General features: G+C 49.1%; 14 protein-coding genes. 8 read left to right on the forward strand and 6 right to left on the reverse strand.

The window, feature by feature from the left end; translation table 11 throughout:
* The first annotated feature begins 286 nt into the window (after nt 1-286).
* Nucleotides 287-2,896 carry a family 20 glycosylhydrolase gene (locus EOE67_RS01185; RefSeq protein WP_127697227.1) on the forward strand — a complete coding sequence of 870 codons (2,610 nt, stop codon included), beginning with the start codon at nt 287-289 and terminating at the stop codon, nt 2,894-2,896.
* A gap of 103 nt (nt 2,897-2,999) precedes the next feature.
* On the opposite strand, the gene EOE67_RS01190 is transcribed toward EOE67_RS01185, so the two are convergent.
* Complete coding sequence (locus EOE67_RS01190) at nt 3,000-3,998, reverse strand: Gfo/Idh/MocA family protein (RefSeq protein ID WP_127697228.1); 999 nt, start codon at nt 3,996-3,998, stop codon at nt 3,000-3,002.
* A gap of 681 nt (nt 3,999-4,679) precedes the next feature.
* On the opposite strand from EOE67_RS01190, the gene EOE67_RS01195 reads away from it, so the two are divergent.
* Nucleotides 4,680-5,132 carry a hypothetical protein gene (locus EOE67_RS01195; RefSeq protein ID WP_127697229.1) on the forward strand — a complete coding sequence of 151 codons (453 nt, stop codon included), beginning with the start codon at nt 4,680-4,682 and terminating at the stop codon, nt 5,130-5,132.
* Between the two features lie 134 nt (nt 5,133-5,266).
* Here EOE67_RS01195 and EOE67_RS01200 read toward each other — a convergent pair whose 3' ends face one another.
* Together EOE67_RS01200 and EOE67_RS01205 are read right to left on the reverse strand one after the other, a co-directional pair.
* Nucleotides 5,267-6,793 (reverse strand): tryptophan halogenase family protein, encoded by a 1,527-nt coding sequence (locus EOE67_RS01200; RefSeq protein WP_127697230.1) that lies wholly within the window; start codon nt 6,791-6,793, stop codon nt 5,267-5,269.
* A 205-nt stretch (nt 6,794-6,998) separates the two neighbouring features.
* On the reverse strand, nt 6,999-9,665 hold the full coding sequence (locus tag EOE67_RS01205; protein WP_127697231.1) for a TonB-dependent receptor: 2,667 nt from the start codon (nt 9,663-9,665) through the stop codon (nt 6,999-7,001).
* Nucleotides 9,666-10,131: 466 nt separating this feature from the next.
* Here EOE67_RS01205 and EOE67_RS01210 point away from each other — a divergent pair, with 466 nt between their 5' ends.
* A complete protein-coding gene (locus EOE67_RS01210; protein ID WP_127697232.1) occupies nt 10,132-11,169 on the forward strand; it encodes a LacI family DNA-binding transcriptional regulator in 1,038 nt (345 codons plus the stop codon).
* Between the two features lie 140 nt (nt 11,170-11,309).
* Here EOE67_RS01210 and EOE67_RS01215 read toward each other — a convergent pair whose 3' ends face one another.
* Entirely contained in the window at nt 11,310-12,557 is a 1,248-nt protein-coding gene (locus tag EOE67_RS01215) for a DUF819 family protein (RefSeq protein ID WP_127697233.1), read from the reverse strand.
* 463 nt (nt 12,558-13,020) lie between these two features.
* Between EOE67_RS01215 and EOE67_RS01220 the strand changes: the two genes are divergently transcribed.
* The 4 genes from EOE67_RS01220 to EOE67_RS01235 all read left to right on the forward strand — a co-directional run bounded on the left by EOE67_RS01220 (nt 13,021) and on the right by EOE67_RS01235 (nt 20,970).
* Nucleotides 13,021-13,773: a 3-hydroxybutyrate dehydrogenase gene (locus EOE67_RS01220; RefSeq protein WP_127697234.1), complete on the forward strand. Its 753-nt coding sequence runs from the start codon at nt 13,021-13,023 to the stop codon at nt 13,771-13,773.
* Nucleotides 13,774-13,813: 40 nt separating this feature from the next.
* Nucleotides 13,814-17,347 (forward strand): PAS domain-containing hybrid sensor histidine kinase/response regulator, encoded by a 3,534-nt coding sequence (locus tag EOE67_RS01225; protein WP_240652664.1) that lies wholly within the window; start codon nt 13,814-13,816, stop codon nt 17,345-17,347.
* 391 nt (nt 17,348-17,738) lie between these two features.
* Nucleotides 17,739-19,640 carry an acyltransferase family protein gene (locus EOE67_RS01230; protein WP_127697235.1) on the forward strand — a complete coding sequence of 634 codons (1,902 nt, stop codon included), beginning with the start codon at nt 17,739-17,741 and terminating at the stop codon, nt 19,638-19,640.
* A gap of 253 nt (nt 19,641-19,893) precedes the next feature.
* Nucleotides 19,894-20,970, forward strand: a complete 1,077-nt coding sequence (locus EOE67_RS01235; protein ID WP_127697236.1) for an AI-2E family transporter — start codon at nt 19,894-19,896, stop codon at nt 20,968-20,970.
* 351 nt (nt 20,971-21,321) lie between these two features.
* On the opposite strand, the gene EOE67_RS01240 is transcribed toward EOE67_RS01235, so the two are convergent.
* Entirely contained in the window at nt 21,322-21,792 is a 471-nt protein-coding gene (locus tag EOE67_RS01240) for a YehS family protein (protein WP_127697237.1), read from the reverse strand.
* A gap of 221 nt (nt 21,793-22,013) precedes the next feature.
* Between EOE67_RS01240 and EOE67_RS01245 the strand changes: the two genes are divergently transcribed.
* Nucleotides 22,014-22,499 carry a LabA-like NYN domain-containing protein gene (locus EOE67_RS01245; RefSeq protein WP_420849751.1) on the forward strand — a complete coding sequence of 162 codons (486 nt, stop codon included), beginning with the start codon at nt 22,014-22,016 and terminating at the stop codon, nt 22,497-22,499.
* On the opposite strand, the gene EOE67_RS01250 is transcribed toward EOE67_RS01245, so the two are convergent.
* Nucleotides 22,488-23,927, reverse strand: a complete 1,440-nt coding sequence (locus EOE67_RS01250) for a GGDEF domain-containing protein (protein WP_127697238.1) — start codon at nt 23,925-23,927, stop codon at nt 22,488-22,490. The two genes, EOE67_RS01245 and EOE67_RS01250, sit on opposite strands and share 12 nt — an antisense overlap.
* Nucleotides 23,928-24,093 lie beyond the last annotated feature (166 nt).

The raw sequence follows: 24,093 nt of genomic DNA on the forward strand, positions 1-24,093 counted from the left end.
ATTTTTTTACTTGCGTACCAGTGCTGGAAAAATGTACATTACCTGAATTGACAGCGTTGTCATTTTTCAGTTCAGCATATAATAATTTTGACAAATAACAAGACCCTTGTTTAAAAATCAAACTGAAAAATGTAATAAAACTACAGAAAATTATAAATAACTGTCTGATTTCAGCAACTTATCAATTCAACTTTGATTGATTTTGCAGCACACTGCGCGCTAGGTCGGATATTTAAAACAGCCAGGGTTGAAAAAAACGCTGGCAATTGTCACAGGGGATGTTTTGATGAATACAGCACTAACGCGCTTCGCAGCGCTGTTCGCCCTTTTCCAAAGCCCGTTGCTTCTGGCACAGAATTTTACCGGACAACAGCAACTACAGCAGTTCGCCAGCAAGGCCAAACTGGAATTCGCAATTGAAAGTAACTTTCACACCGGCGGACCTGTCGGGCTTATCAAGCTGCAAAATAGTTCTGACATCGCCCTAGCTCCGGGACGCGGCAACTGGCAGATTTATATCCATGCCATCCGGAAATTAACTGATGCCGTCCCGTCTGGCCTGCAGATTGAACATGTGCAAGGTGATTTACACCGGATAACGGCCACTAGCGGATTTAAAGGCCTGGCTGCAGGTCAGCAGCTGGAACTGCGATTTATCGCTTCATCGTCACTGATCAGTTTCTCCGATTTTATGCCACGCGCTTTTATCGTGGCGGGCTCGTTGCAACCGGAGTTGTTCGCCAATACCGACAGCGAACAGCTGAGCCAGTTTGTCGCGCCCTTTGCTAAACCGGAACAACAGTTACGCTATGCCAAACCGAAACCGGATTTATATCCAATCGCCACTGCCAGCAGCCGCTTTTCGCAAAACCAGCTGGTGAACGAAGGCGATCTGACCAGCCAGGCCGTGCAAGACCGCATCATGCCAACACCGAAAAAAGCGGTCTATGCCAAAGGCCGTACCGAGGTGAACAGCAATTGGCAGATCAATTTCCAAGGGCGTTTAACCACTGAAGCCACTTATTTACAGCAACAGCTGGCCGCCGCGGGTCTCACTCTAAAAAGCCAAAGTGGCGTCAACGAGCAACATCAGCAGAAAATTGTGCTGATGGTCGACCCAAAAATCTCCGGCGCCGAACGTTATCAGCTGGATATTAATGCCGACAGTATTCTGATCCGCGGTTCCGACAATGCCGGTGCCTTTTATGGTTTGCAGTCATTGCTGAGTTTAATTCCGGTGCAGCTAAGTAAGGGCGTTGCCAGTTTACCCAGAGTGTCGGTGGATGATGCGCCACGCTATCGTTGGCGCGGTATGCATTACGATATGGCGCGTAACTTTCATGGCAAAGACGTGACGTTGCGGCTGATTGAACAAATGGCCCGCTACAAACTGAATAAACTGCACCTGCATCTGACTGAAGATGAAGGCTGGCGACTGGAAATTCCGGGGCTGCCAGAACTTACTGAAATTGGCGCCAAACGTTGTTTTGATTTAACCGAGCAACGGTGTCTGTTGACGCAGCTCGGCACCGGGCCACATGCCTCGGGCTCTGGTAATGGCTATTACAGCACCGCTGATTTTATTGAAATTCTGAAGTTTGCGGCTGCCCGTCATATTGAAATTGTGCCGGAAATTGATATGCCTGGCCACGCCCGCGCCGCCATCAAGTCGATGGAAGCAAGGTATAAAAAATTGCTGGCACAAGGTAAAACCGAAGAAGCCCGCCGTTATTTACTGAGCGATCCAGCCGACAAATCCAAGTATATGACGGTCCAAAGTTACACCGACAACTCGGTCAATGTCTGCATGGAATCCAGCTATGCCTTTATTGATAAAGTGGTGTACGAACTGCAACAAATGTATCGTCAGGCCGGCATTAAGCTTAATACCTATCATATGGGTGGCGATGAAGTGGGTGTTGGATCCTGGGAAGGCTCGCCTGCCTGTCAGGCGTTATTCGCTAAAAACCTACCTGCAGTTGCCGGCGTTGCCGATCTGAAACCTTATTTCGTCAGCCGCGTCGCTGCGATGCTGCATAGTCGGCAACTGGCATTGGCAGGCTGGGAAGATGGTTTGATGTACGACAAGCTGAATACCTTTAACCGCGACCAGTTCGCCAATAATCAAGTGATCGCCAACGTCTGGGACAATATCTGGGAATTCGGCGTCGGCGACCGTGCGAACCGGTTGGCCAATGCCGGTTATCAGGTGATTTTGTCGCATGGCACCCATTTGTATTTTGATCATCCACAAGAAGCACATCCGGAAGAGCGTGGTTATTACTGGGCAACCCGTTATAGCGACAACGCCAGAGTCTTCGGTTATATGCCAGATGAACTTTATGCCAACGCCGACAAAACCCGTGATGGCGAAGTCATTACCGATTTGGAAGCTCTGATTGGACGCGCTTTACCGGCATTGGAAAAACCGGAAAACATTATTGGGATGCAAGGGCAGTTGTGGTCAGAAACGGTTCGCACCGCCACGCAGCTGGAACAGATGATATATCCACGGTTGTTGCCGTTGGCCGAACGCGCCTGGCATCAGGCTAGTTGGGAAGGTGCAACGGCCGATAGCAAAAGACGCGACGCGGACTGGCAACATTTCGCCCGGGTCATGGCGCAACGTGAATTACCAAAATTGAGCAAAGCCGGTGTTAGCTATTATCTACCACCGCCGGGCGCAGTGGTGATTGACGATGAACTCAAAGCCAATAGCTCGATGCCCGGACTCAGCATTGAATACAGTCTGGATCAAGGGCAGAGTTGGTTGCCGTATGCGGTCAGTGCGACAGAAGGTATTAAAGTAAAATCTAACGCCTTAGCTGGCGGCAAAGTTTGGCTGCGGACTAAAAGTGCATCCGGAGACGTGAGCCGGGTGACGACGACGGACTAACTTAGCCGCCTGACTAACTTAACTGACTGTAGCGCACTGTCCAATCCGGTTATTGCCGGATTGGACAGTGAAAGTTCGGGAAGTTTTTTGTCACCCGATGCTGCTAAAGCCCGGTATGACCAAGAATTTGCGACATCACTGCTGTTGCCCGTTGGGCGGTATGGCCGGTCGACGGATGTTGTCTCTGCCCTGCCAGCTGCCGCGCGATATTTTCCACATGAAATTGTTGAATGTGTGGCGGATGATCAATCTGCAACGAGGTGGTATTGGTCGCAGTTTTTAACACCAGCGGCTGCTCATCAAACACCGAAAACCGAATGCTACCTAGACTACCAATAATTTCGACGTCATCACGTCGGCTATCCGCAGCAAAATTCCAGAAACCACTGCCGCTGGTCTGACTGCCATCTGCCTGCCTTGCAAACAGCCAACAAGCAGTCACCGCATCTTCAGCGGCATATAAACCTTGCTGATTCAGCGCTATGCCTTGCACCTGCGTGATATCACCGAGTAAATACATGAATAAATCAAGGCCATGGCTTGCCAGATCCACAAAATAGCCACCTCCAGCCTGCGCCGGATCGGTACGCCAATTCGTTTGTCCGTTTTGATCGGCGATATTTGGCTGTCGGCTAAAAGCCCAATGAACATGCCGCACAGCACCAATCAGTCCTTGTTGCAACCATTGTTGAACCTGCACAAACCTCGGCAACGAGCGCCGGTAATAAGCGACAAATAGCGGCTGCCCTGCTTGTTCAAAAGCAGCCACCATTTGCGCACATTCGGTTTCATCAAGCGCCATCGGCTTTTCAACACAACAGATTTTACCGGCAGCAGCTACTTTTAGCGCATAAAACAAATGGCTGTCCGGTGGTGTCGCGATATAAACCGCATCAATTTCAGGATGTTGGATCAATTCATCAGCATCGCTGAACCACAATGGTACCTGATGACGCCGGGCATAATCTGCAGCTTTAACCGCATCACGGCGCATCACCGCGTGCAGCGAAAAACCTGCTGCTTGCTGATAAGCCGGGCCACTTTTGACTTCAGTGACATTACCACACCCAATTATTCCCCAACGGATTGTCGACTTTGGCATCTTGTTGCTCTTTTTTTGCTATTTATTGCTGATCTTTGTAGTTGCTGCTGTTACTGCTAAATAGATTTCACAATTCTATATTATCGGGAATTGCGCAGGATCGGAAAAAAAATCCAGCACATATCCGCAGCCATAAAAATAAGATCATCAATTTATAATAAAAATATTAAATAAAAAATTATCAACTCAAAGAATATAGATAGTGACTCAAACACAATTATTGAATTTAGATAGATAATATAAAAATGAGAAATAAAAAAACAGGACACAATAAATGTATCCTGTAAAGACCCTTGGATAAGGATTGGCAAATAAAACACAACATCCGTGTCAGCTGGCAGAGATTGTTACCAACTACCAATAACAATCGCTGTAGGGAGATAGAAAATGAACTGACTCCAGCACTTCAGCCCATCCGACAACAGAATAGTAACGATAAATGACAACGTTGTCATCATGTTTTTTGTATTTTTTTTCAGCAACATTGACCCGCATGCGGACATCAGCGTCGTCGAACGACACCTAATAAAGAACAACTGTAAAAACATAATCTATACATTTGATAAATATAAAGAATTTATCAAATGTATATCATTAACCGCCTCCAGTTTTGCTCTACGCTTGCCCTCGGCCAAAACCATTGCCTGCGCAAAACCGCGCATTTATAAAACAGGAGATTGTATGATGTTAAAAAGCATTGCTATCGCTACTTTATTATTCAGTACCGGCGCGATAGCCGCAGATAAAACAACCAGTATGAGCGTCGAAGAATTCCAGCAAAGCCATGTTATTCAAAATTGTGGTTATTGGGTCGAGCGGGAGATCGAAGTTTGTGATGAGCGGGTCGTCTATGACAATGAAGCTTACAAACAATGTAACTACAACCGGACTTACACCACCAGCCCCAGTATGTTTCCAACAACGTACAGCATCAGCATGGCGGTCAATGCACAATGTTACAACGACAAAACGCTGGGGGTTCCGGGCCACACTCCGCATGCGGTCTATGCTCTGAGCGGCGAAGAAATTAAATATCGCCAGGTCAGCCGAACTGAACGTTACAACTGCCGCATCGAAACCAGAATGGTTTGGGTACCGGGAAATCCAAGAACTTGTGGCAATCCGGATTACTAACATCGGATTTCAATAAAAAAGGGGGCCCCCTGCTTCGCCCCCCTTTGTTCTATCGATGATTCGTTCACAAATCACTTGCAAACGAATGTTTTCCAAGCAACTAAACTACCGCTGTCACGCCGTTTTTAAGATGTTTATCCCGCTCTTTGCTGTGCCGCTTGTTTTAATGCATCCAGCCAGGCCCGGTGTGGCATAAATTCACGACTGGCGCCGGCCACCAACTGCTGATTACTCTGCAATAATTCCTCGCTGCGCCTGATTTCATAAGGCGTTAACGGTTGTAGTTGGGTCTGGAACTTCATGCCATAAAGCACATACAAAAAGTTTTTCTCGTTGAATAAATCAAAACGGCTGAAAAAATCACTTTGTTGTGGCGGACGCAATTTAAACATCGCCAGCCGGTTTTTTAATTGCGCCGAGAGCTTTGATTCATCGCGGTTGTCTTGCCAGAACGCTGAGTCCTGACGATCCGACAGAAAATAATGCAATTTGATAAAGTCGACCACGCCGTCCCAGACATAACGCAGCACTTGATTGTAATAAGGCTGGCAAACTGTGACATCGGCGAGATGACGAGGGAAATGCCGTGCCAATAACTCAGCGGCAAAATCAGTCACCAGAATAGACGTCGCTTCCAATGGCTCGACGAACCCCTGCGCCAAGCCTAAAGCAACACAGTTGCCGAGCCAGAATTGTTCGCGATAACCAATCGGCATCGGAATTTGCCGTGGGGCAAAAGTGGCCGGATCCAGCCCCAAATAACTAGCAAATTCACGCCGTGCTTCATCGTCAGACATATGTTTACTGGAATACACAAAACCGGTGCCGCGGCGGCTGGTGAGCGGAATATCCCAGATCCAGCCTGCGGCATGCGCGGTCGCTGTGGTGTAAGGTGGCAGTGACTGGCCATCAGTCAGTGGAATTTGTTGCACCAGCGCCCGATCGGTCAGCAGTTCATCGGCCTTACTGATAAAAGGAACTTTTAAAGTTTTATCAATCAGGATGGAGGCAAACCCACTGCAATCAACATAAAAATCAAAATGCAGCTGGTCGCCGTTGCTGGTATTCAGGCAACGGATCAACCCTTGTTCGTCAGTTTCTGCGCCGGTCACGGTGGCAATCTGATGCACAACCCGAAAACGTTGTTTGGCGTTTTTTGCCAACAAGGCAGCAAATTTCAGCGCATTAAAATGATAAGCGTAGGCCAGCGGCCCCTGATATTCGGCTGAACTGCGTTGTTTTGGCGCCAGCCCAAGTTCAGCAATCCGCGCCTGAATGCCGATATCGTCAAACGGCAATTTGTCTTGCTGCGTCAGCCAATACGGCGAAATATCAAAACCCGCCGGATAGGGGCTGTCAAAAGGATGGTAATAGTGATTGTCGCCGTGAGTTTCCTTGTCCAGCCAATCGACAAACTTAATGCCTTGCTTAAAAGTTGTGTCACATTGCAGCAATAATTCAGCTTCAGAAATGCCAAACCGTTCCAGGCCTTTCATGACATAAGGCACGGTGCCTTCACCCACACCAATTGTTGGCACATCGGCCGATTCAATCACGGTGATTTGCACCTCCGGATCGGCGCGTAGTTCATGGCCTAAATGATTGGCCGCTAACCAGCCCGCAGTGCCGGCGCCGACAATGGCAATTTTTTTAATTTTCATCTGCAAGTACCAACTATAAAAACATTTGCCAGGATCAAAGCTGCGTTTGCCAAATGCCCGGCTCAACCTGTCGGGTACAACTGGCGCGCAGTCATTAATACGACAACTTCACCAACCTCTGGTATTGAGCGACAAACGCAGTATTTCACATTTTGTTCAGATAAAAAAACCAGCCGAAGCTGGTTTTTTTTCAAGGAAACTTAGCTTAGAAGCTGTAGTTTACACCCAGTTTGTAGGTGGTTTCGCCTTTGAATGACCAGGTTGGAAAACCGTCCTGCAACGCAGGTTTCACTTCAGTACCAACAGCAGCAGCACCGTACTGCACATCGTCTTCAGCCGTCATGTTGACAATTTCCAGACGCACTTTGGCGTAGTCGGTCACGTTCCAGCCCAAAGTCAGGTCCAGCGTGCCGAAATCGTCGTGCATGCGGTTACCGTAATATTTACCGTATTCACGCACCATGTACTCTGAACGCCAGTTATACGCCAGACGCGCTGAGTATTCATGGTCTTCCCAGAAGCCAACGAGGTTAGCACTGTGTTTGGAAGATTCAGTAAATACCGACAGACGGTCGGTGTAAACTTCAGCCGGTGCATCAGCTTCGGCAAAAGTGTAGTTGCTTGCAATACCAAAACCGTTACCAAATGCATGGTTCAGCTGTAACTCGATACCATCAATAGTACCGCCACCAGCGTTCACATAAGTGTTGACGGTCCAGTTATCAGCAGGCACCAGCAGGTCGTTGTTCACCGCACCGATTTTCTGGTTGAACTTGGTATTCGCAACGATGAAGTTGCTGATATCTTTAACAAAATAGGTCGCAGATACCATGTTGCTCGGGCCGTAGTAATATTCAAGGCTTAAGTCAGCCTGTGAAGATTTCATTGGATCCAGGCCTGGGTTACCAAAGGTAATTTGCTCGTTGCCACGACGGTCATCCGGATAACCAGAGATACTAGCCGTGAACAAGGTGTCATAGGTCGGACGGGTAATGGCCTGACCTGCAGACAAACGCAACATCACATCAGCAGCTAAATCGAAAGTCACGTTGAAGCTTGGTAATACGTCGCTGTAATCACCATTTACTTGCTCGATATTTGCGCTCCAGCCGGTGTTCACGCCCAGACCATCGGATGAAACACCATCGATGACATGGCCTGAAGATTTGACTTCAGTGCTGATGTAACGCAGACCAAAGTTACCGCGGAAACCTTCACCGGCAAATGAGAACATGCCGTAAAGTGACGTGTTATCTTCGGCGATTTTGCCATAACCAGGACGGCTGTAACCGAACTTGCTGACCAGCGAATTGGTCGCGTTGATCATCGCATTCACATCACCTTTCGGGATGGTATAACCGGCATAACCTAAATCCATAGTGCCGTTGTACAGGTCACTGGTTTTAAATTCATTTTTCTTACTTGGGTCGTAAATGGCACGGTATTCAGAACGCTCGAATTCGTGGCTGGTAAAACGCACGCCAGTTTCGAATTTGTTCAGCACGCCAAGGTCCAGATCGTAATCGGCATCTAACTGCAGATATTGTTCTTCATCTGAGTTCGGGCCGCGGGTACCAGTCCAGGTAGAGGTGCCAACCGTGGTATCCAGTTGCGCCTGACTGAAGCTCATATCACGGCCGTTGATAGCAATCTGATTACCAGTCGCATCAACCTGACCCGCCCATTTCACCTGGCCAAACTTGTCACCCCACCAACCGTAACCAAAGTTAGCAGTCATTTCGGTGCCGCCTTCCGCTTTGGTGCTACCGGCCAGACCTGTTAAGGTAAAACCGTCGCCGGAATATTTGGCATTAAACTCGAACGAGTCTGAGGTCATTTCGCCTAAACGTGCCCAGTTCTGGAAGAACACTTTTGATGCACGGCTGTCTGGCGTATTGCTCACCACACAGACACCAGCGGCGTTGAATTTAGTACAGTTCGATGGACCGTCACCCCAATCGGTGTCGGTATTGATGTACATGTTGGCACCGAGGCTATCAGCACCCAGTGTCATCGTCATCAAGTGTGCGCCAAGCTCAATTTTATCGTTCGGGCGGAACTGGAACGTAGCATCCAGTGCTTCGCGGGTTTGTTCCTGCAGGAAGCTTGACGGCTGGATCGATGAACGATTGCCCCAGTCCAGATCGGCTTCAGTACCACGACGTAAATATTCGCGGTCAACATAAGCAGCAGAAACTAATACACCGAAGGTTTCATCAGCATTTTTCCAGCTGTATAAGCCAGAAAGTTCAGGCGCCACATTTTCGTTGACGCTGCCGTACTCGCCTTTCACCGACACAAATGCAGTGTTTGCAAACATGTCCAGCGGCTTACGGGTTTTAACGATAACAGTACCACCGATACCGCCTTCAACCAGGTTTGCCTGAGTTGACTTGTACACTTCCATGCCACCGATCAGTTCTGGTGGCAGTAATGAATAGTTAAATGAACGGTCGATGTTCATTTGGTCGTACCAACCAGTTGATGCAACGTTCTGACCGTTTAAGGTGGTCAAAGTCATCAATGGATCAGTACCACGGATCGTGACCGAGCTGCCCTGACCAAAAGTACGGCCGACCGTAACACCGGCAATACGGCCCAGCGCCTGACCGACGTCAGAATCCGGTAATTGACCGATGTCTTCTGCAGAAACCGCGTCAACCACAGCGTCAGCGAAACGTTTGGTGTTGAGTGAATCGCTCAGTGAGCGGCGGATACCACGGACTTCGATAACTTCAACGTTTTGTTCTTTGGCACCATCATTCGCTGCGGCAGCTTGCTGAGCAAAGGCTGGCATTGTTAATGCTGCAACCCCTGCTACTAAACCGAGCTTAACTGCCAATGCACATTTATTCATTTTAGTGTGCGACATGAGCTTCTCCCATTCCTGTTTCTTATCGTGTGCGATGTGTTTTTTGTTGTCCTGCAATGACAGCGTTGTCATTGAAATTCAACATACACAAAAAGATTTTGATTTGCAAACCCCTTTCGTTGAAATTTTAGCCGAATTTTCAGGTCTGTGATCTGAGTCATCCCTCGGTATTTATGAATTTTCTAATTTAGGTTTGAGATTTCATGGTGCGACATAAATTACAAATTATTGATTTAATTGAAAATAATATTCATTACAAAATCATGTATGCGCTTACTGCTTAATTTTTGATAAATAAATAATTGCCGTCCGGACAAAAAAGATGTATCCCTAAGTTTAAATTTCCTTACAAATTGACCATCGCTGTCATTTGTCCCAGGAGCTAAGGCCATAACAGAAAAAATAATAGCCTGAATCAGCCATTTAAGCTCCGCTGCCACGTCACATTTTGTTTAGGGTAAAACGGATGAAAATAACCATTAATGACGTTGCCAAATTGGCCGGAGTTTCGATCAAGACCGTGTCCAGGGTGATGAACAATGAGCCTTCGGTAAAGCAGGCAACGCTCGATAAAGTGACGGCGGCCATCAGCCAGCTGAACTATCAACCGAATGCAGCAGCCCGGAATTTGGCGAGTACCCGCTCTTATAGCATCGGTTACATTTATGACAACCCAAACGCCTATTATGTGATTGATATGCAAAAGGGTTTATTGGAAGCCTGTCGCAAACACGGCTACGAATTACTGATCCACCCAACCAACGCCAAGTCAGTTGGCATTGTGCAGGAAGTGATTGATTTAGTGCAGCATGCGCGTTTAGCCGGCATTGTGCTGACGCCACCGTTTTCCGAAATGCCGGAAATCGCCGAAGCCCTCGACAGTATTGGCGTGGACTTTGTGCGGATCATCTCTGGCTCGACCCCATCGCCAAAATTAACCAACTGCGTGCTGGTCGACGACTTCACCGCGGCCTTTAAAATTACCAATCATTTACTGGAATTGGGTCACACCGACATCGCCTTTTTATGCGGTGATGAAGAGCACAGTTCCAGTGGTGAACGGTTGGCTGGCTTCAAAGCAGCGCTGACTAAACGCGGTATTCAGGCGAATCCGAAATATATTGTGCCGGGTAGTTATTCGTTTGAATCGGGTGTTAAAGGCGCGAAGACCTTGCTGGCGTTAGGGCACAAGCCGACCGCCATTTTTGCCTGTAACGATGAAATCGCCGCTGGCGCCTTATTCAGCGCGCGGTTGTCGAATGTGGAAATTCCGCAGCAGTTGTCGATTGTTGGTTTCGAGAACAGCCCGTTCTCGCGCCAGACCTGGCCGCCACTGACCACGGCGCATCAGCCCAACAGCACTATTGCGTTGCAGGCAGCCGAATTGCTGTTCCGCCATGCCAGGCCTGGGGTACATCTGGCCAACACCGAACAACAGCCGGTATTTATTCCGGAATTGTTGGTACGGGAATCGACAGCCGTTTGTCCGGCGACTCGCAACTAAACGACATGCAACCAACCTGCGAACGTTCTCTTCAATCGTTGCCAGCCTGACAGCGCGAGCCAAAAATAATGCTGCACCGACAAAAAAGCCCCGCTGAATGAGCCAGGCGGGGCTTTTTTAATGTGCAGAGTTAACGCGCGTTACGGCGCAACCATCTGCATCATCAGAGCGGACAAGTACCCACCATAAGTGCCCAAGGCATAACCAAGCACCGCCAGCAACACGCCAACCGGGGCTAAAGCCGGGTGGAAGGCTGCCGCTACGATTGGCGCTGAAGCAGCACCACCGATATTCGACTGACTACCAACCGCCATATAAAACGCCGGCGCTTTGAGTAAACGTAACATGCCAAACATCAATAAGCCGTGGAAGCTGATCCAGACAAAGCCCGCCAGGAACATCACCGGATAATCCATCACTGCGGTAATATCCATATGCATACCAATGGTCGCGACCAGCACATACACCAGCACTGAGCCTACTTTTGACGCGCCGACCGATTCCAATTCGCGCACTTTAGTGAAGGACAGCAACAAGCCAAAAGTCGTCGCTAACACCACAATCCAGAAGAAGTTGCTGGTCAGGCTATACATTGCCAGTTCCGGGGCATTTGTTTTGATATAAGGCACAATATAATCAGTCATCCAATGCGCCAGACCTGACAGACCAAAACCAACTGCCAGCAGTTTAATCAAATCGGCGGTGGTTGGATTACGTGAATTTTCTGCCTGATATTTTTCGATTTTAATTTTTAATGCTTCAATCGCGGTGGTGTCGGCGCCATTGGCTTTATCGATACGATTGGCGTTGGCCGCCATCCACAGCAAAATCGCCATCCAGCAGTTCGCAACAACCACATCAACGGTGATCATCACCGAGAAAATCTCACCGCTCGGCTGGAACACTTCTTTCATCGCCGCCTGGTTGGCGCTACCACCGATCCAGCTACCGGCAATCGTGGCCATACCACGCCATGCTGCATCGGCGCCTTCGCCACCCATTTGTTCCGGGAAAATACTGCCGACTGTCGCCAGCGCCAACGGGCCACCAAAAATAACGCCAATGGTGCCGGTTAAAAACAGCGCCAGCGCCTTAGGACCAAGACCCATAATGGCTTTAAAATCAATACTTAAAGTAAAGAGAATCAAACACACTGGTAACAAATAGGCTGACGCCATTTTGTACAGCTGCGAGCTGTCACCATCAATAATGCCAAAGGTATTAAACAACGACGGGATGAAATAACACAGCAGCACCGAAGGCACATATTTATAAAACTTCTGCCAACCTGGATGGCTGCTTTGACTGGTATGAAACACAAAACCGAGCGTCAGGGCGAGTAAGCCCAGCACCACGGCATCATTGGTAATTAAAGCGGTTGATTGCATCAGCAGATCCCCAACTGTTATTCGTGGACAAGGTTAACGTCGCAATGCAGCATCTTGGAAACTTAACCAGCTCACTGCAACTGTGGCAGTGAAATGTGGCTTAACGCAGTTTTTCTCAGGCTAAAATCGCTTGGTTGACCTAACTAATATTTTTTTATTTGAACGCAATCTAGCATAGAACTTGGCTTTGGCAAAGCTGGTCGGCCAGTTTGACGCTCTGATGCTATTTTTTTGTGATAAGCGGTAAAAGTATAGGTTAACTCAGCTGAAATTTAGGTATGTTCAGCCCGACATTTGTACAGCTGGTTAAAATCGCACCACAGCAACAAGGTCGATTACAGCCTTGGACATAGCACTAAAGTAGCGTTGCACCTCGCCCTTGCCATCACTAGCATCGATGGACATCAACGCGACGAAAGCTTAGGTCCCGAGTCGCGATCCAGTTAGTAATAAGGAAATCCAAATGAAAGTGTTAATTACCGGTGGCGGTGGTGGCATCGGTTTTGCGGTCGCGACCGAATTTGCCAAGGCGGGTTACGAAGTCATGCTGGCGGATTTAAATGCTGAACTGGTTCACAGTAAAGTGGCAGAGCTGACGGCAAACGGCCACCAAGCCAGCGCTGTGCTGCTGGATTTAAATTCACAACAATCGATTGAACAAACCGCAGCCGCTGTCGGCGCTGTTGATGTGCTGATTAACAATGCCGGCATTCAACATGTTGCCAGACTGGAAGATTTCCCGGAACAAAAATGGCAACAACTGCTGCAAGTGATGCTGACCGGTCCGGCCATGCTCAGCAAAGCGTTACTGCCCGGTATGCGTGAGCGTAATTTTGGTCGGATCATCAATATTGGTTCTATTCATGCGCTGGTTGCTTCACCGTTTAAATCGGCTTATGTCGCGGCCAAACATGGTTTATTGGGTTTTAGCAAAGTCGTGGCGCTGGAAAACGGCGATATCAACTTCACCATTAATACTATTTGCCCGGCTTATGTCCGCACACCATTGGTGGAATCGCAAATTGCCGCACAGTGCAAAGAGCACAATCTCACCGAGCAGCAGGTGATTGAGCAAATTATGCTGGCGCCAATGCCACAAAAAGCCTTTATTGGCGTGGATGAAATTGCGGCCACTGCATTGTTCTTATGCCAGCCGGCAACCCGCCATATGACAGCGCAAACGCTGGTGCTGGACGGCGGCTGGACAGCCCGCTGACAATCCTGAAAAACTCAGGCACAATCAGGTACTTCTTTACATGATACAAGCGCCGCCGATGATTTTATCGCAGGGTCATATTGGCCTCGGCACCATTGCTGCTTTGTCACTGTTGTACCTGGTGGTGCTGTACAGCGTTGGTCGGCTGGGTCGGCGTATTACCGGCCATCATCCGCTGGCGCCTTGGGTTTTTAGTTTCGCGTTAGCCATTTATTGCACGTCGTGGGCTTTTTATGGCGTGACGGCGCAAGCAGCGGTGAATGGTTGGTGGATCCCACCGACTTATATCGGGTCCTTACTGCTGTTCTGGTTTGGCTTTGGCCTGATCGCCCGCATTGCGATTGCTTGTCGTCGTTATCGCATTACTTCCGTCGCCGACTTTATCGCCACCCGCTTTGGCCATTCGCGCTTACTTGCCGTACTCACCACGCTGATTGTGCTCACTGCCGTCATTCCTTACATTGCTTTGCAGCTGCAAGCGGTGTCGACCAGCATCAACGCGCTGGTGGTCAGGGGCGACAATCTGCATTGGTATCAGGACACCGGCCTGTACGTCAGTTTATGGCTGGCAGTCTTTGCGATGTTGTTTGTGGGCCGCAGCGCCAAAGCGCATCAACCCAATCCCGGATTGATGACCGCCATCGCCTTCGAATCTTTGGTGAAACTGCTGGCACTACTCAGCGTCGGTATTTTTGTCTGTTGGGGTTTGTTTGACGGGATCGGCAGCATTTTCAGTCAGGCGGCAACCCATCAGGCGGTGAATCAATTACAACAACAAGCCTTGCCAACATCGGTGTATTGGATCCACGTGCTACTGGGGTTTGTGGCGACTTTATGTTTACCACGGCAGTTTCACGTTAATTTTGTCGAAATTCAGCACTTACGCCATCTGCATTTATCGCGGCTGGTGTTTCCAATTTATTTATTACTGATGAGCGTGTTTACGCTGCCAATCGCACTGGCCGGTCTGATGTTATTAGGACCAGACGCCAATATTGATTTAGTGGTGCTGCAGTTGCCGTTATCGGCCAACCGCACCGATATGGCGCTATTGGCTTACTTGGGTGGGTTTTCCGCCGCCACCAGTATGGTGATTGTCGCCACCGTAGTGCTGGGCATAATGATCACCAACGATTTACTGACACCGTTGATTTATCGCCAACAACAACCAGTCGACGGCAGCCCAAGGATCAAAATCGCCACCTTACGCCGGATCTCGATGCTGACGGTGCTGGCGCTGGGGTATTTGTATTACCGCTGGATTGGCACTGAAACCGGTTTAGCCCAGCTGGGACTGATGGCGTTTGCGCTGATCGCACAGTTATCACCGGCACTGATTTTGGGCCTTACCAGCCGTAAAGTAAATCGACAGGGCGCCATCGCTGGTTTAAGCAGTGGCGCTATGCTGTGGGCTTATATTTTGTTGCTGCCTGAATTAGCGCGTGCCGGTTTACTCAATTGGGACTGGCTGACGCAAGGCCCGTTTGCGGTCAGCTGGTTGGCACCCACGGCGCTGTTTGGCGGCCAGTTCGATAATGTCAGCCTTGGTGTGTTGCTCAGTCTATCGGTGAATGTCGCGATGTTGCTGTTGGTCAGTCAGCTGAGTAATACCCGTGTTGGCGAATGGCTGGAAAGTGGCCGTTTTTTACGCCGGTCGCTGAAAACTGAAATTGTGCCGGTGCCACAGTTGACGGTGCAGGATTGTTATTTGTTGGTGCGCCGTTTTGCCGGTGAGCGCGAAGCACGGCAGTTGTTGCAACGGTATCTGAAAACCAGCGATCCGGCACTGGATAAACTGGCGGCACCGAATTTATTGCAAGGGGTTGAGCGTTCACTGGCAGCGGTGGTTGGTGGGGCTTCGATGCGGCTGCTACTCAATGCAGCCAGCAAAAACAGTCAGTTACCGCTCGAATCCGTCGCGCGTTTTGTCGATGAAGCCAGTCAGGTATTTTTGTTTAATCAGGCGCTCTTGCGTGCCACCATCGACAATATCAGTATGGGCATCAGTGTCGTTGATGCTGATTTACGCATTCTGGCCTGGAATCAGCGTTATCTGGAAATGTTCGCTTACCCACCTGGTTTGGTCGAAGTTGGTAAACCAGTGGCGGAGCTTATTCGTTATAACGCCGAACGTGGCTGGTTTACCCAGGCAGCAACCCCAGGCGCCGCAGCGGAGCCGATGTTAGATCCACAGGCGATGTCGCAGGAAATCAATAAAAGGCTGAACTTTTTACGCCAGGGTAGCAGCTATAAATTTCAGCGCCGTCAGCCCGATGGCCGGGTGTTTGAGATGCAAGGCAACCCGCTGCCGGGTGGTGGTTTTGTCACCACCTACAGCGATGTCAGCTCCTTTATTGAAGTACAGCAAGAGCTAGAGCAAAGTAATGACACGCTGGAGCAACGGGTACTGAGCCGCACCAGCGAGCTGGAACTCCTCAACCAGCAACTGGCCCAAGCCAAGCAACAACTGGAAGAACAAACCACCAGCAAAAACCGTTTTTTCGCCGCCGCCAGCCATGATTTGTTACAACCGTTTAATGCAGCCGCGCTGTTTTGTGGTTTGATCCGCGAACAAGCAAATGACGACAATGTGCGTGATTTAAGTAAAAATCTGGCCGCCTCTTTAAATTCGGCTGAAGAACTACTGGCAAGTATTCTGGAACTCACCAAGTTGGATTCAGGTGTGGTGCGGGCGCAACCAGGGCCTGTCGCGCTGCGGCAAATTCTGGATCAAATTGCCCGCGAAGCCGCGTTATTGGCCGGTGACAAAGGCCTGCAATTTCACTACCGGCCAAGTCAGCTTAATGTGCTGACCGATGAGCGGCTATTAAGGCGGGTGGTACAGAATCTGGTCAGTAACGCCATTCGCTACACCAACTCCGGTAAAATTCTGCTGGGCGTGCGGCGCTGCCGGGATGCAACAGGCAAACCGGCTTTGCGGATAGAGGTCCATGACACCGGCGTCGGCATTGACGAAGCAGTACAAGGGCAGATTTTCCAGGAATTTCAGCAAGGTCCACAAGCCGATCACAAAGGGCTAGGCATTGGACTCGCAATCAGTCAACGCATCAGCTTGTTGCTGCAACATCCGCTGACCTTAACATCGACGCTGGGGCGTGGTAGTTGTTTTGCCGTAGAGCTGCCAATCACCACCCAACAAACCAGCACGCCGCAAAGCACACGCTTGCCGGAACCTGGCGCGAACTTCGCTGGTAAACGGATTTTGCTATTGGATAACGAACCGCAACTGTTAAACGCTGTGGCCGAATTGCTGCGCAGCTGGCAATGTGAAGTGTTGGCGATGAGTCAGCCCAGCGAGGCCATTGCGTTATTGCAACAAGGCCCGGCTCCGGATTTACTACTGTTTGATTATCATCTGGACCAAGGCGCTACCGGCGTCGAGGTTGCTACGCAGCTACAGCAACATTTTGGCGTGCAATGCCCGGTCGTGATCCACTCGGCCGATCAACAACAACAAACCCGCGATCACGCGCTCAATGCCGGTTTTCACTTTATGCTCAAACCGCTAAAAGCAGCGACGTTAAAAAGATTGCTGCAACGGCTGTTGCGCTAATGAAGATGGACATATACCCGTCATCCTTGAAGATTCGGGGTTGTTGCCTTCGCTCGTTCGCCCCAGTCACATAGGACAACTATGCTCCTGGGGTCTCACTCTCTCGTCGCCTACCCGAATCTTCAATGATTTTGGGTATATACCCAAGCAACCTGAAGATGCGTTTTCAGCGCTGCGTCACGGAAGCGAATGTCGCACAGTACCGCAACTTCCTTCGGACGGGCAATTTCAAAGTTCCAATTAAAAAAAATAACTAGACGTAATCCACAAGGAACCTAACAATATCGCGTTGAAGTCAGTGAAAATTTCTGTTTCGCAACGAACGATGCGGCAATCAATCATTTAATCTTTGAGCTGACGTGTACCCAATTATCAGCAACCGGGATCCTCCATGCGCCATGATATTCAGGGACTGCGGGCCATCGCAGTACTGGCAGTAGTCATTTTTCATATCGTCCCTTATAGCCTGACCGGCGGGTATCTGGGTGTTGATATGTTCTTTGTTATTTCCGGTTACGTGATCAGTCTGAAAATACACAACGAAGTAAAACTACAAAAATTTCACCTGCTGGATTTTTACCTACATCGGTTGAAACGATTGCTACCGGCCTTATTCGTGCTATTAGTCGTTACAACAATGTTGGCTCTAATCATTTTGCTACCGTTTGAACTTCGGCAATTTTCGATGAATTTGGTGGGGTCACTTTTTTTCGTCACCAATTTTATGCTGATGACTCAGGATGGTTATTTTGATCAGTCTTCCGAAAACAACCCATTATTGCATTTATGGTCATTAGCTGTTGAAGAACATTATTACCTGTTTTTCCCACTGTTTTTTATCTGGCTGCTGAGAAAACCGATCTATGCTCAAGTTTTATTGCTGCTGTTACTGACCTTTATTTTCTTTGCTGCCGGAGTATGGTGGGTTTTCTTCGACCGGGATGTAGCATTTTATTTATCACCATTGCGGTTTTATCAGTTTTTAGCAGGTGTGATCTGTGCTTGCTACCTCCCCGCTTTGACTACTCCGTCTAAATTCCGATCGGCTCTGGCAATCAGTAGTCTCGTTACTCTGGTCGCTTGTTTCTGGTTTTACAATAAAGCGACGCCATCCCCTGGCTGGCCATCGTTAATCCCCACGATTGCAACAATGCTGCTGCTTTACTGCGCACATCAAAGTGCAATTCTGAATCTGCTGCTAAGTAACCGGATGATGGTCATTTTAGGAAACGCTTCATACTCCATTTATCTGTGGCACTGGCCAATTATCGTTTATTACAAGCTCGCCATCACGGCACAAATCAACTTGGCAAAAGTGTTCCTGCTGCTATTTCTGTCAATCTTCGTCGGTTATTTAAGCTGGTATTTCATCGAACAACCATTTCGCAATCGTGGACGGCTTGCCGGTAAACACCTTTATCGAGCCCCAAGAGTCATCGGGTGCTGTTGTTTCGCTGCACTCTTTGTGCTGGCCTTTCTGATCTATCTGCAGCAAGGTTTTCCGCAACGATTCAGCGCAGAACAAGTGCGGTTTGCGTCTTTCCTGAATTACGACAGTAGCGACTACCGGCGTCAGCAGTGTTTTTTAACCAACGCGTCCACCAGCTTTTTAGAATTTAATACTGAAAGCTGTCTGACATTATCCGATGAAAAACCTAATGTGTTGCTGGTCGGTGACAGCCACTCCGCTCATCTTTATAGTGCGTTCCAACAACTTTTCCCACAGGTCAATGTACTCCAGGTTTCTGCATCGGGCTGTAAACCACTGATCCCCCTTACAGGCCGGAAACATTGCGTCGGCCTGATGGAGTGGTTATATCATCAACAGCTAAATTCAGGGTTGTCTGTTGATGGCATCGTGTTAGCGGCCTTGTGGAACAAAGATGATCTACAAAAAATGCAGCAGACGGTAACATTGTTAAAAACCTATGCACCAGTATTTGTCGTAGGTCCAAGTATTCAGTATTCACAGGCGTTACCAAGACTATTGAGTAATTACCCTCCGGTGCAACTTGCACAACAATTCAGTAATTATCAAAAAATAAAGCGGCTAGATAGTGATTATCAGGCTGAAATTCCAGCGATGGGAGCGGGTTACATATCGCTCTATCAGCAGCTATGCCCGAACGATCAATGCCATACGTTGACTGCCAGCCAAATACCTGTGCAGTGGGATACCAGTCATTTTACCAAGCCCGGAGCCATGATGCTGGTTCAACCAGCGTTTAGTTCGATGGTTGAGCAAGTTAGCCAGCACGGACTCCGCACTACAATACAAGCTACGCCCAAATAATTACAAATGTCTGGGTGTAGCAGCAACTAGTTTTGCTAAGCGGGTATATAAGGTTATTTGTCGGGAAGCGAGCATCGCAATATGCCAATTTAGCTTTTAACATTCCACCAGCATAAAAGCCTTTAAATGCATGTTTACATTGCAATCTGCCTCGCAAAAACACTGATAGAACGCTTCGTTTTAAGCGAAAGGTCGATGAAGATGTTACTCTGAATATTCTCGCCCTCGCTTTGTTCGCCGCAGGAGCTTTTTGATGTCACAAATTGTCAGCAATACCGCTATTAGCCGTGCTTTATTAGTGCTTATTCTGGCGGCCGGGGTGTTTTTCTTTATTGGTTTTCTGGTGCCGGTACTGGCTGCGCTGATCATCTGTTTTGCCAGTTGGCCGCTATTTTCAAGGTTAAAACACTATTGCCGCGAGAGCTCAATGCTGGCAGCCACTGTTGCGCTGATCCTGATGGTGATTGGTCTGGTGATCCCGCTGGCGTTGGTATTTTCGTATGCGATGGACGAAATTCGTGGCTGGATTTTCTGGCTGACCAGCGTCAATGAATATGGCTCGCCGGTGCCTGCCTGGATCAACGCCCTGCCCTGGGTTGGTGAAACCCTGGCCGAACAATGGCAATTGTATTTGGGCCAGCCGCATCAGCTCGGACAAGTCATCAGTATGATTAGCGGCGAGCAACTCGGTGGCATTTCACGTTGGGTGCTGACCTTTGGCTGGAACACTGCCGGTTTATTCCTAACTTTGTTGTTTATGCTGATCACCTTATTTTTCCTTTATAAAGACGGTGAGCGCCTGGCTTGTCAGCTCGATACCGTCGGCGAGCGGATTTTACCCAGTCGCTGGAATCGTTTTTCCCGTGTGGTGCCGGCAACGGTCAGCTCGACGGTCATTGGCATGACCATTATCGCCATTGGTGAAGGATTGGTGCTCGGTACCGCATATTGGATTGCCGGCGTGCCGTCGCCGGTGGCTTTTGGCGTCCTGACCGGCTTTATGGCATTGATCCCGGGCGGTGCGCCGCTGGCCTTTACGTTGCTTTCGGTGTATCTGGTGGGCACCGGCGATTTGACCGCGGGTGTGGGCTTATTTTTATGGGGCAGTATCGAGCTGTTTATTGTCGATAAAACCATCAGGCCCAACCTGGTTGGCGGCCCGGTGAAACTGCCATTTTTACCGACCTTTTTTGGCCTGATCGGCGGTGTGCAAACCATGGGCATGGTCGGGTTATTTATTGGCCCGGTGTTAATGGCTTTGCTGGTGGCGATTTGGCGGGAATGGCTACATGAAGAAGATGATCCCGCAGCGCAGGTTTTAACTGATTAACTGTCAGGTATATTCGATTTTATCTTATGAGCACTCGTCAGGTACTATGGCCTTGTTCCGTAACTTGCTGATCGCTGCTGCAGTTTCACAGTTCTGCAGCAGAATTTATCAGACACTGACGTACGAGCACTGGTGATGTAGTAGCGTATACCCAAAATCATTGGAGATTCGGGTAGGCGGCAACTGAACGAAGCCCCAGGAGCATAGCTGTTCTATGTGACTGGGGTTCGTGAAGGCGGCCAACCCCCCCTAATCTTCAAGGATGAAGGGTATATCCATCACAAGGCTTTTTGCCCCGCCCACTGTGCCGGGGCTTTTTTTATGCTGCTTTTTAAAACCTTTTCTTCGGTTTTAGTCTTCACTATCTTGGCGGAATTTCAGCTGCACGCCTTTGATAAAGTTGCGTAACACCTGATCCTGACAAGCGCGGAAATGGTGATGATCCGGCCGGCGGAAAAATGCGCTCAGTTCGTGTTTGCTTAAGCGAAAATCTGACAGTAACAACAACGCCAGAATATCTTCATCTTTTAAATCCAACGCGATTTTCAGTTTTCGAAACACAATGTTGTGATTCAGTTTTTGCTCTGGTTCTGGTTGTGGACCATCTTTGCGACCACGTTTTTCGATAATCAGACCATTCAGAAATATCGCCAACTCAGGATCGGCAATCGCGACAAAAGCAGCGTCATCGTCTTTTTTCAGCCAGTCACTGATTTGGGCGCGGCTGACTTCAAGGCCACCGTGCGCAAAAATCTTGATCATCGTACTGTCGTTAAAATCAAAGGCGTAACGCAGCCGGCGTAAAGTCTGGTTATTGGTCACAACGATATCCTGAAAAGGGTGCACTGCAATATTGCAGTGACGAAGTCAAAAAACAGCTGACACTGTAGCAGATTTTCAGCTGAAAATCCGCGCTGCTGTGCCTTCGGTTCAGCTTGAATAAGGCGCAGCACTTAAGTTCAACATCACCCCCCCGGCATAACTAAAGGCTGACGGCGCGCTCTTCCATGCTATAGTCGGCAACAGAAGGTTATTTGTTGCAGGTGTTGTTGTTGAAAAAAATCGCTGTGTTTGTGGATGTACAAAACATCTATTACACCTGTCGCCAGGCTTATGGCAGACAGTTTAACTACCGTCGTTTCTGGCAACAATTGCAGCATCAGGGCGATATTGTACAGGCGACTGCTTATGCCATTGACAGAGCGGATGACCAACAACGTAAGTTTCAGGACGCCCTGCGCCACATCGGTTTTACCGTTAAACTGAAACCATTTATTCAGCGCAGCGATGGCAGCGCCAAGGGCGATTGGGATGTCGGCATCACCATTGATGTGCTGCAACAAGCTGAAGCAGTTGATGAAATTGTGTTGTTGTCTGGTGATGGTGATTTTGACTTATTGCTACAGGCCATCCGCCAACGTTTTCAATGCAAAAGCACTGTGTATGGCGTACCTGGCCTGACAGCACATGCGCTTATTAATAGCGCCGATAGTTATCAGCCAATTGCCGACGATCTGTTAGGTGGCTGACGGCACCACAGCTTCGGCATAAAGCTGCACCTGATCCCGCCCTTGTTGCTTGGCCTGGTACAGCGCTTTATCTGCCTGCGCGAATAAGCTGCTGTAGTCCTGGCCCGGTTGATACTGACTGACGCCAAAACTGGCGCTGATCTGGGTTAAATCGGCAATCCTGACCAGCCGTAACTGCGCCAGGATCCGCCCGGCAATCAACGCGGCAGCTTCGGCACTGGTATCGGGTAACAACAGCACAAACTCATCGCCACCATAACGCGCCAGCAAATCGCTGGGACGCAAATAGTGCCGGGTGATCTGGCAGACAGTGGCCAACGCCTGATCGCCAACTTGATGGCCATATGCGTCGTTAATCTGTTTAAAGTGATCAACATCAAATAACACCAGCGACAGCGGTAAACCGGTGTGCTGATGCCGCAAAATCTCCAGACCGGCTTGTTGTTCCAGCCATTCGCGGGTGGCGGTTTGGGTCAGGCTGTCGGTAAACGCCACTTGCCGTAGCCGGATGTTGTCTTCAATCAGCGCCGGTAACGACAGACCAAATAAGGTGTTGGCGGCAATCACCGTCACCGCAAACTGGTACACCATCACAAATTCCATCAAACCAAACAAATGCACCCAAAGCACAATCAGCGTACTGCTGATGGCGACGCTGATCACATTCACAAAAGCAGATTCGGTGCAGGCAAGCCACATATGCGGGATCAGCAGAAAAAAGATCGCAAAGGCACTATTGGCCGAATGGGTCAGTTTGACCAGGAACATCACTGCCGTCAGCAAGGCAATATTGAGCAGGATTTTGACACTGACCCGTCGGCTCCAACGCAGTTGTTGCAGCCCGGCGACATCGGTTAAGCGAAACAACGCCGAAGGTTTAAACCGCGTCAGCACCGCAAACAGCAAAGGGGCAATTACCACCACCCCAGCTAAATCGCCAATCCAGAACGGCAACCAGGTGCTTTCAACCTGACTGAATGGCAACATCCGGCACAGCACCAGCTGCACGATTACCAGCACCGAAGCAGCCAAGGCACTGCCAGCGGCGATGAGTAAAAATTGCAGCACCAGTTTTGGAAAGTGCCGTTGCCCCCGACTTGCCAGCACCCGCAATAACCAGGCACCAACACCATAGGGTAGGATATGCGCGAGCCCAAACAGCAAACCGGCTTGCAGCGTTTGATTAAAATTCAGGGGTAACTGATATAACTGCACGCTAAAAAAGGTAATCAGCACACATGCGATCAGCAGTGCCGGAATTGCCCGCAGTCCTAGCACTAACATTGCAGCGAACGTCAGACCAGCACTTGGAAACCAGACACTGGCATGTTCGGTATATTCGACTAACCGGCCACACTGCCAGACCAATAACCATAACAATAACAAAGCCAGATCTCGGCACAGCGCCGACCGCTGCAATAACTGCATCAATCTTCCGGACTGGGAATTCGCTGCTACCGCTGGTTCTGCGTTACCGCTCATCACAAATTTCAACCTACCACAAAAATCAGGAGGCGGACTTAGGCCCGCTAAAAACCTACCTTAGCAGCTAATGCCGCAGACAGTGAACCCTTTAGTAGAAATTTCATCCGCG

The organism is Rheinheimera riviphila (genome assembly GCF_004005945.1).
In the GTDB taxonomy this organism is placed as follows: Bacteria; Pseudomonadota; Gammaproteobacteria; order Enterobacterales; family Alteromonadaceae; genus Pararheinheimera; species Pararheinheimera riviphila.

Excerpts from the sequence above, each read along its gene's own strand:
- EOE67_RS01190 (WP_127697228.1), bottom strand. The coding sequence starts at position 3,998 with ATGCCAAAGTCGACAATCCGTTGGGGAATAATTGGGTGTGGTAATGTC.
- EOE67_RS01235 (WP_127697236.1), top strand. The coding sequence starts at position 19,894 with ATGTCACAAATTGTCAGCAATACCGCTATTAGCCGTGCTTTATTAGTG.
- EOE67_RS01195 (WP_127697229.1), top strand. The coding sequence starts at position 4,680 with ATGATGTTAAAAAGCATTGCTATCGCTACTTTATTATTCAGTACCGGC.
- EOE67_RS01185 (WP_127697227.1), top strand. The coding sequence starts at position 287 with ATGAATACAGCACTAACGCGCTTCGCAGCGCTGTTCGCCCTTTTCCAA.
- EOE67_RS01220 (WP_127697234.1), top strand. The coding sequence starts at position 13,021 with ATGAAAGTGTTAATTACCGGTGGCGGTGGTGGCATCGGTTTTGCGGTC.
- EOE67_RS01215 (WP_127697233.1), bottom strand. The coding sequence starts at position 12,557 with ATGCAATCAACCGCTTTAATTACCAATGATGCCGTGGTGCTGGGCTTA.
- EOE67_RS01230 (WP_127697235.1), top strand. The coding sequence starts at position 17,739 with ATGCGCCATGATATTCAGGGACTGCGGGCCATCGCAGTACTGGCAGTA.
- EOE67_RS01205 (WP_127697231.1), bottom strand. The coding sequence starts at position 9,665 with ATGTCGCACACTAAAATGAATAAATGTGCATTGGCAGTTAAGCTCGGT.
- EOE67_RS01250 (WP_127697238.1), bottom strand. The coding sequence starts at position 23,927 with ATGCAGTTATTGCAGCGGTCGGCGCTGTGCCGAGATCTGGCTTTGTTA.
- EOE67_RS01225 (WP_240652664.1), top strand. The coding sequence starts at position 13,814 with ATGATACAAGCGCCGCCGATGATTTTATCGCAGGGTCATATTGGCCTC.
- EOE67_RS01200 (WP_127697230.1), bottom strand. The coding sequence starts at position 6,793 with ATGAAAATTAAAAAAATTGCCATTGTCGGCGCCGGCACTGCGGGCTGG.
- EOE67_RS01210 (WP_127697232.1), top strand. The coding sequence starts at position 10,132 with ATGAAAATAACCATTAATGACGTTGCCAAATTGGCCGGAGTTTCGATC.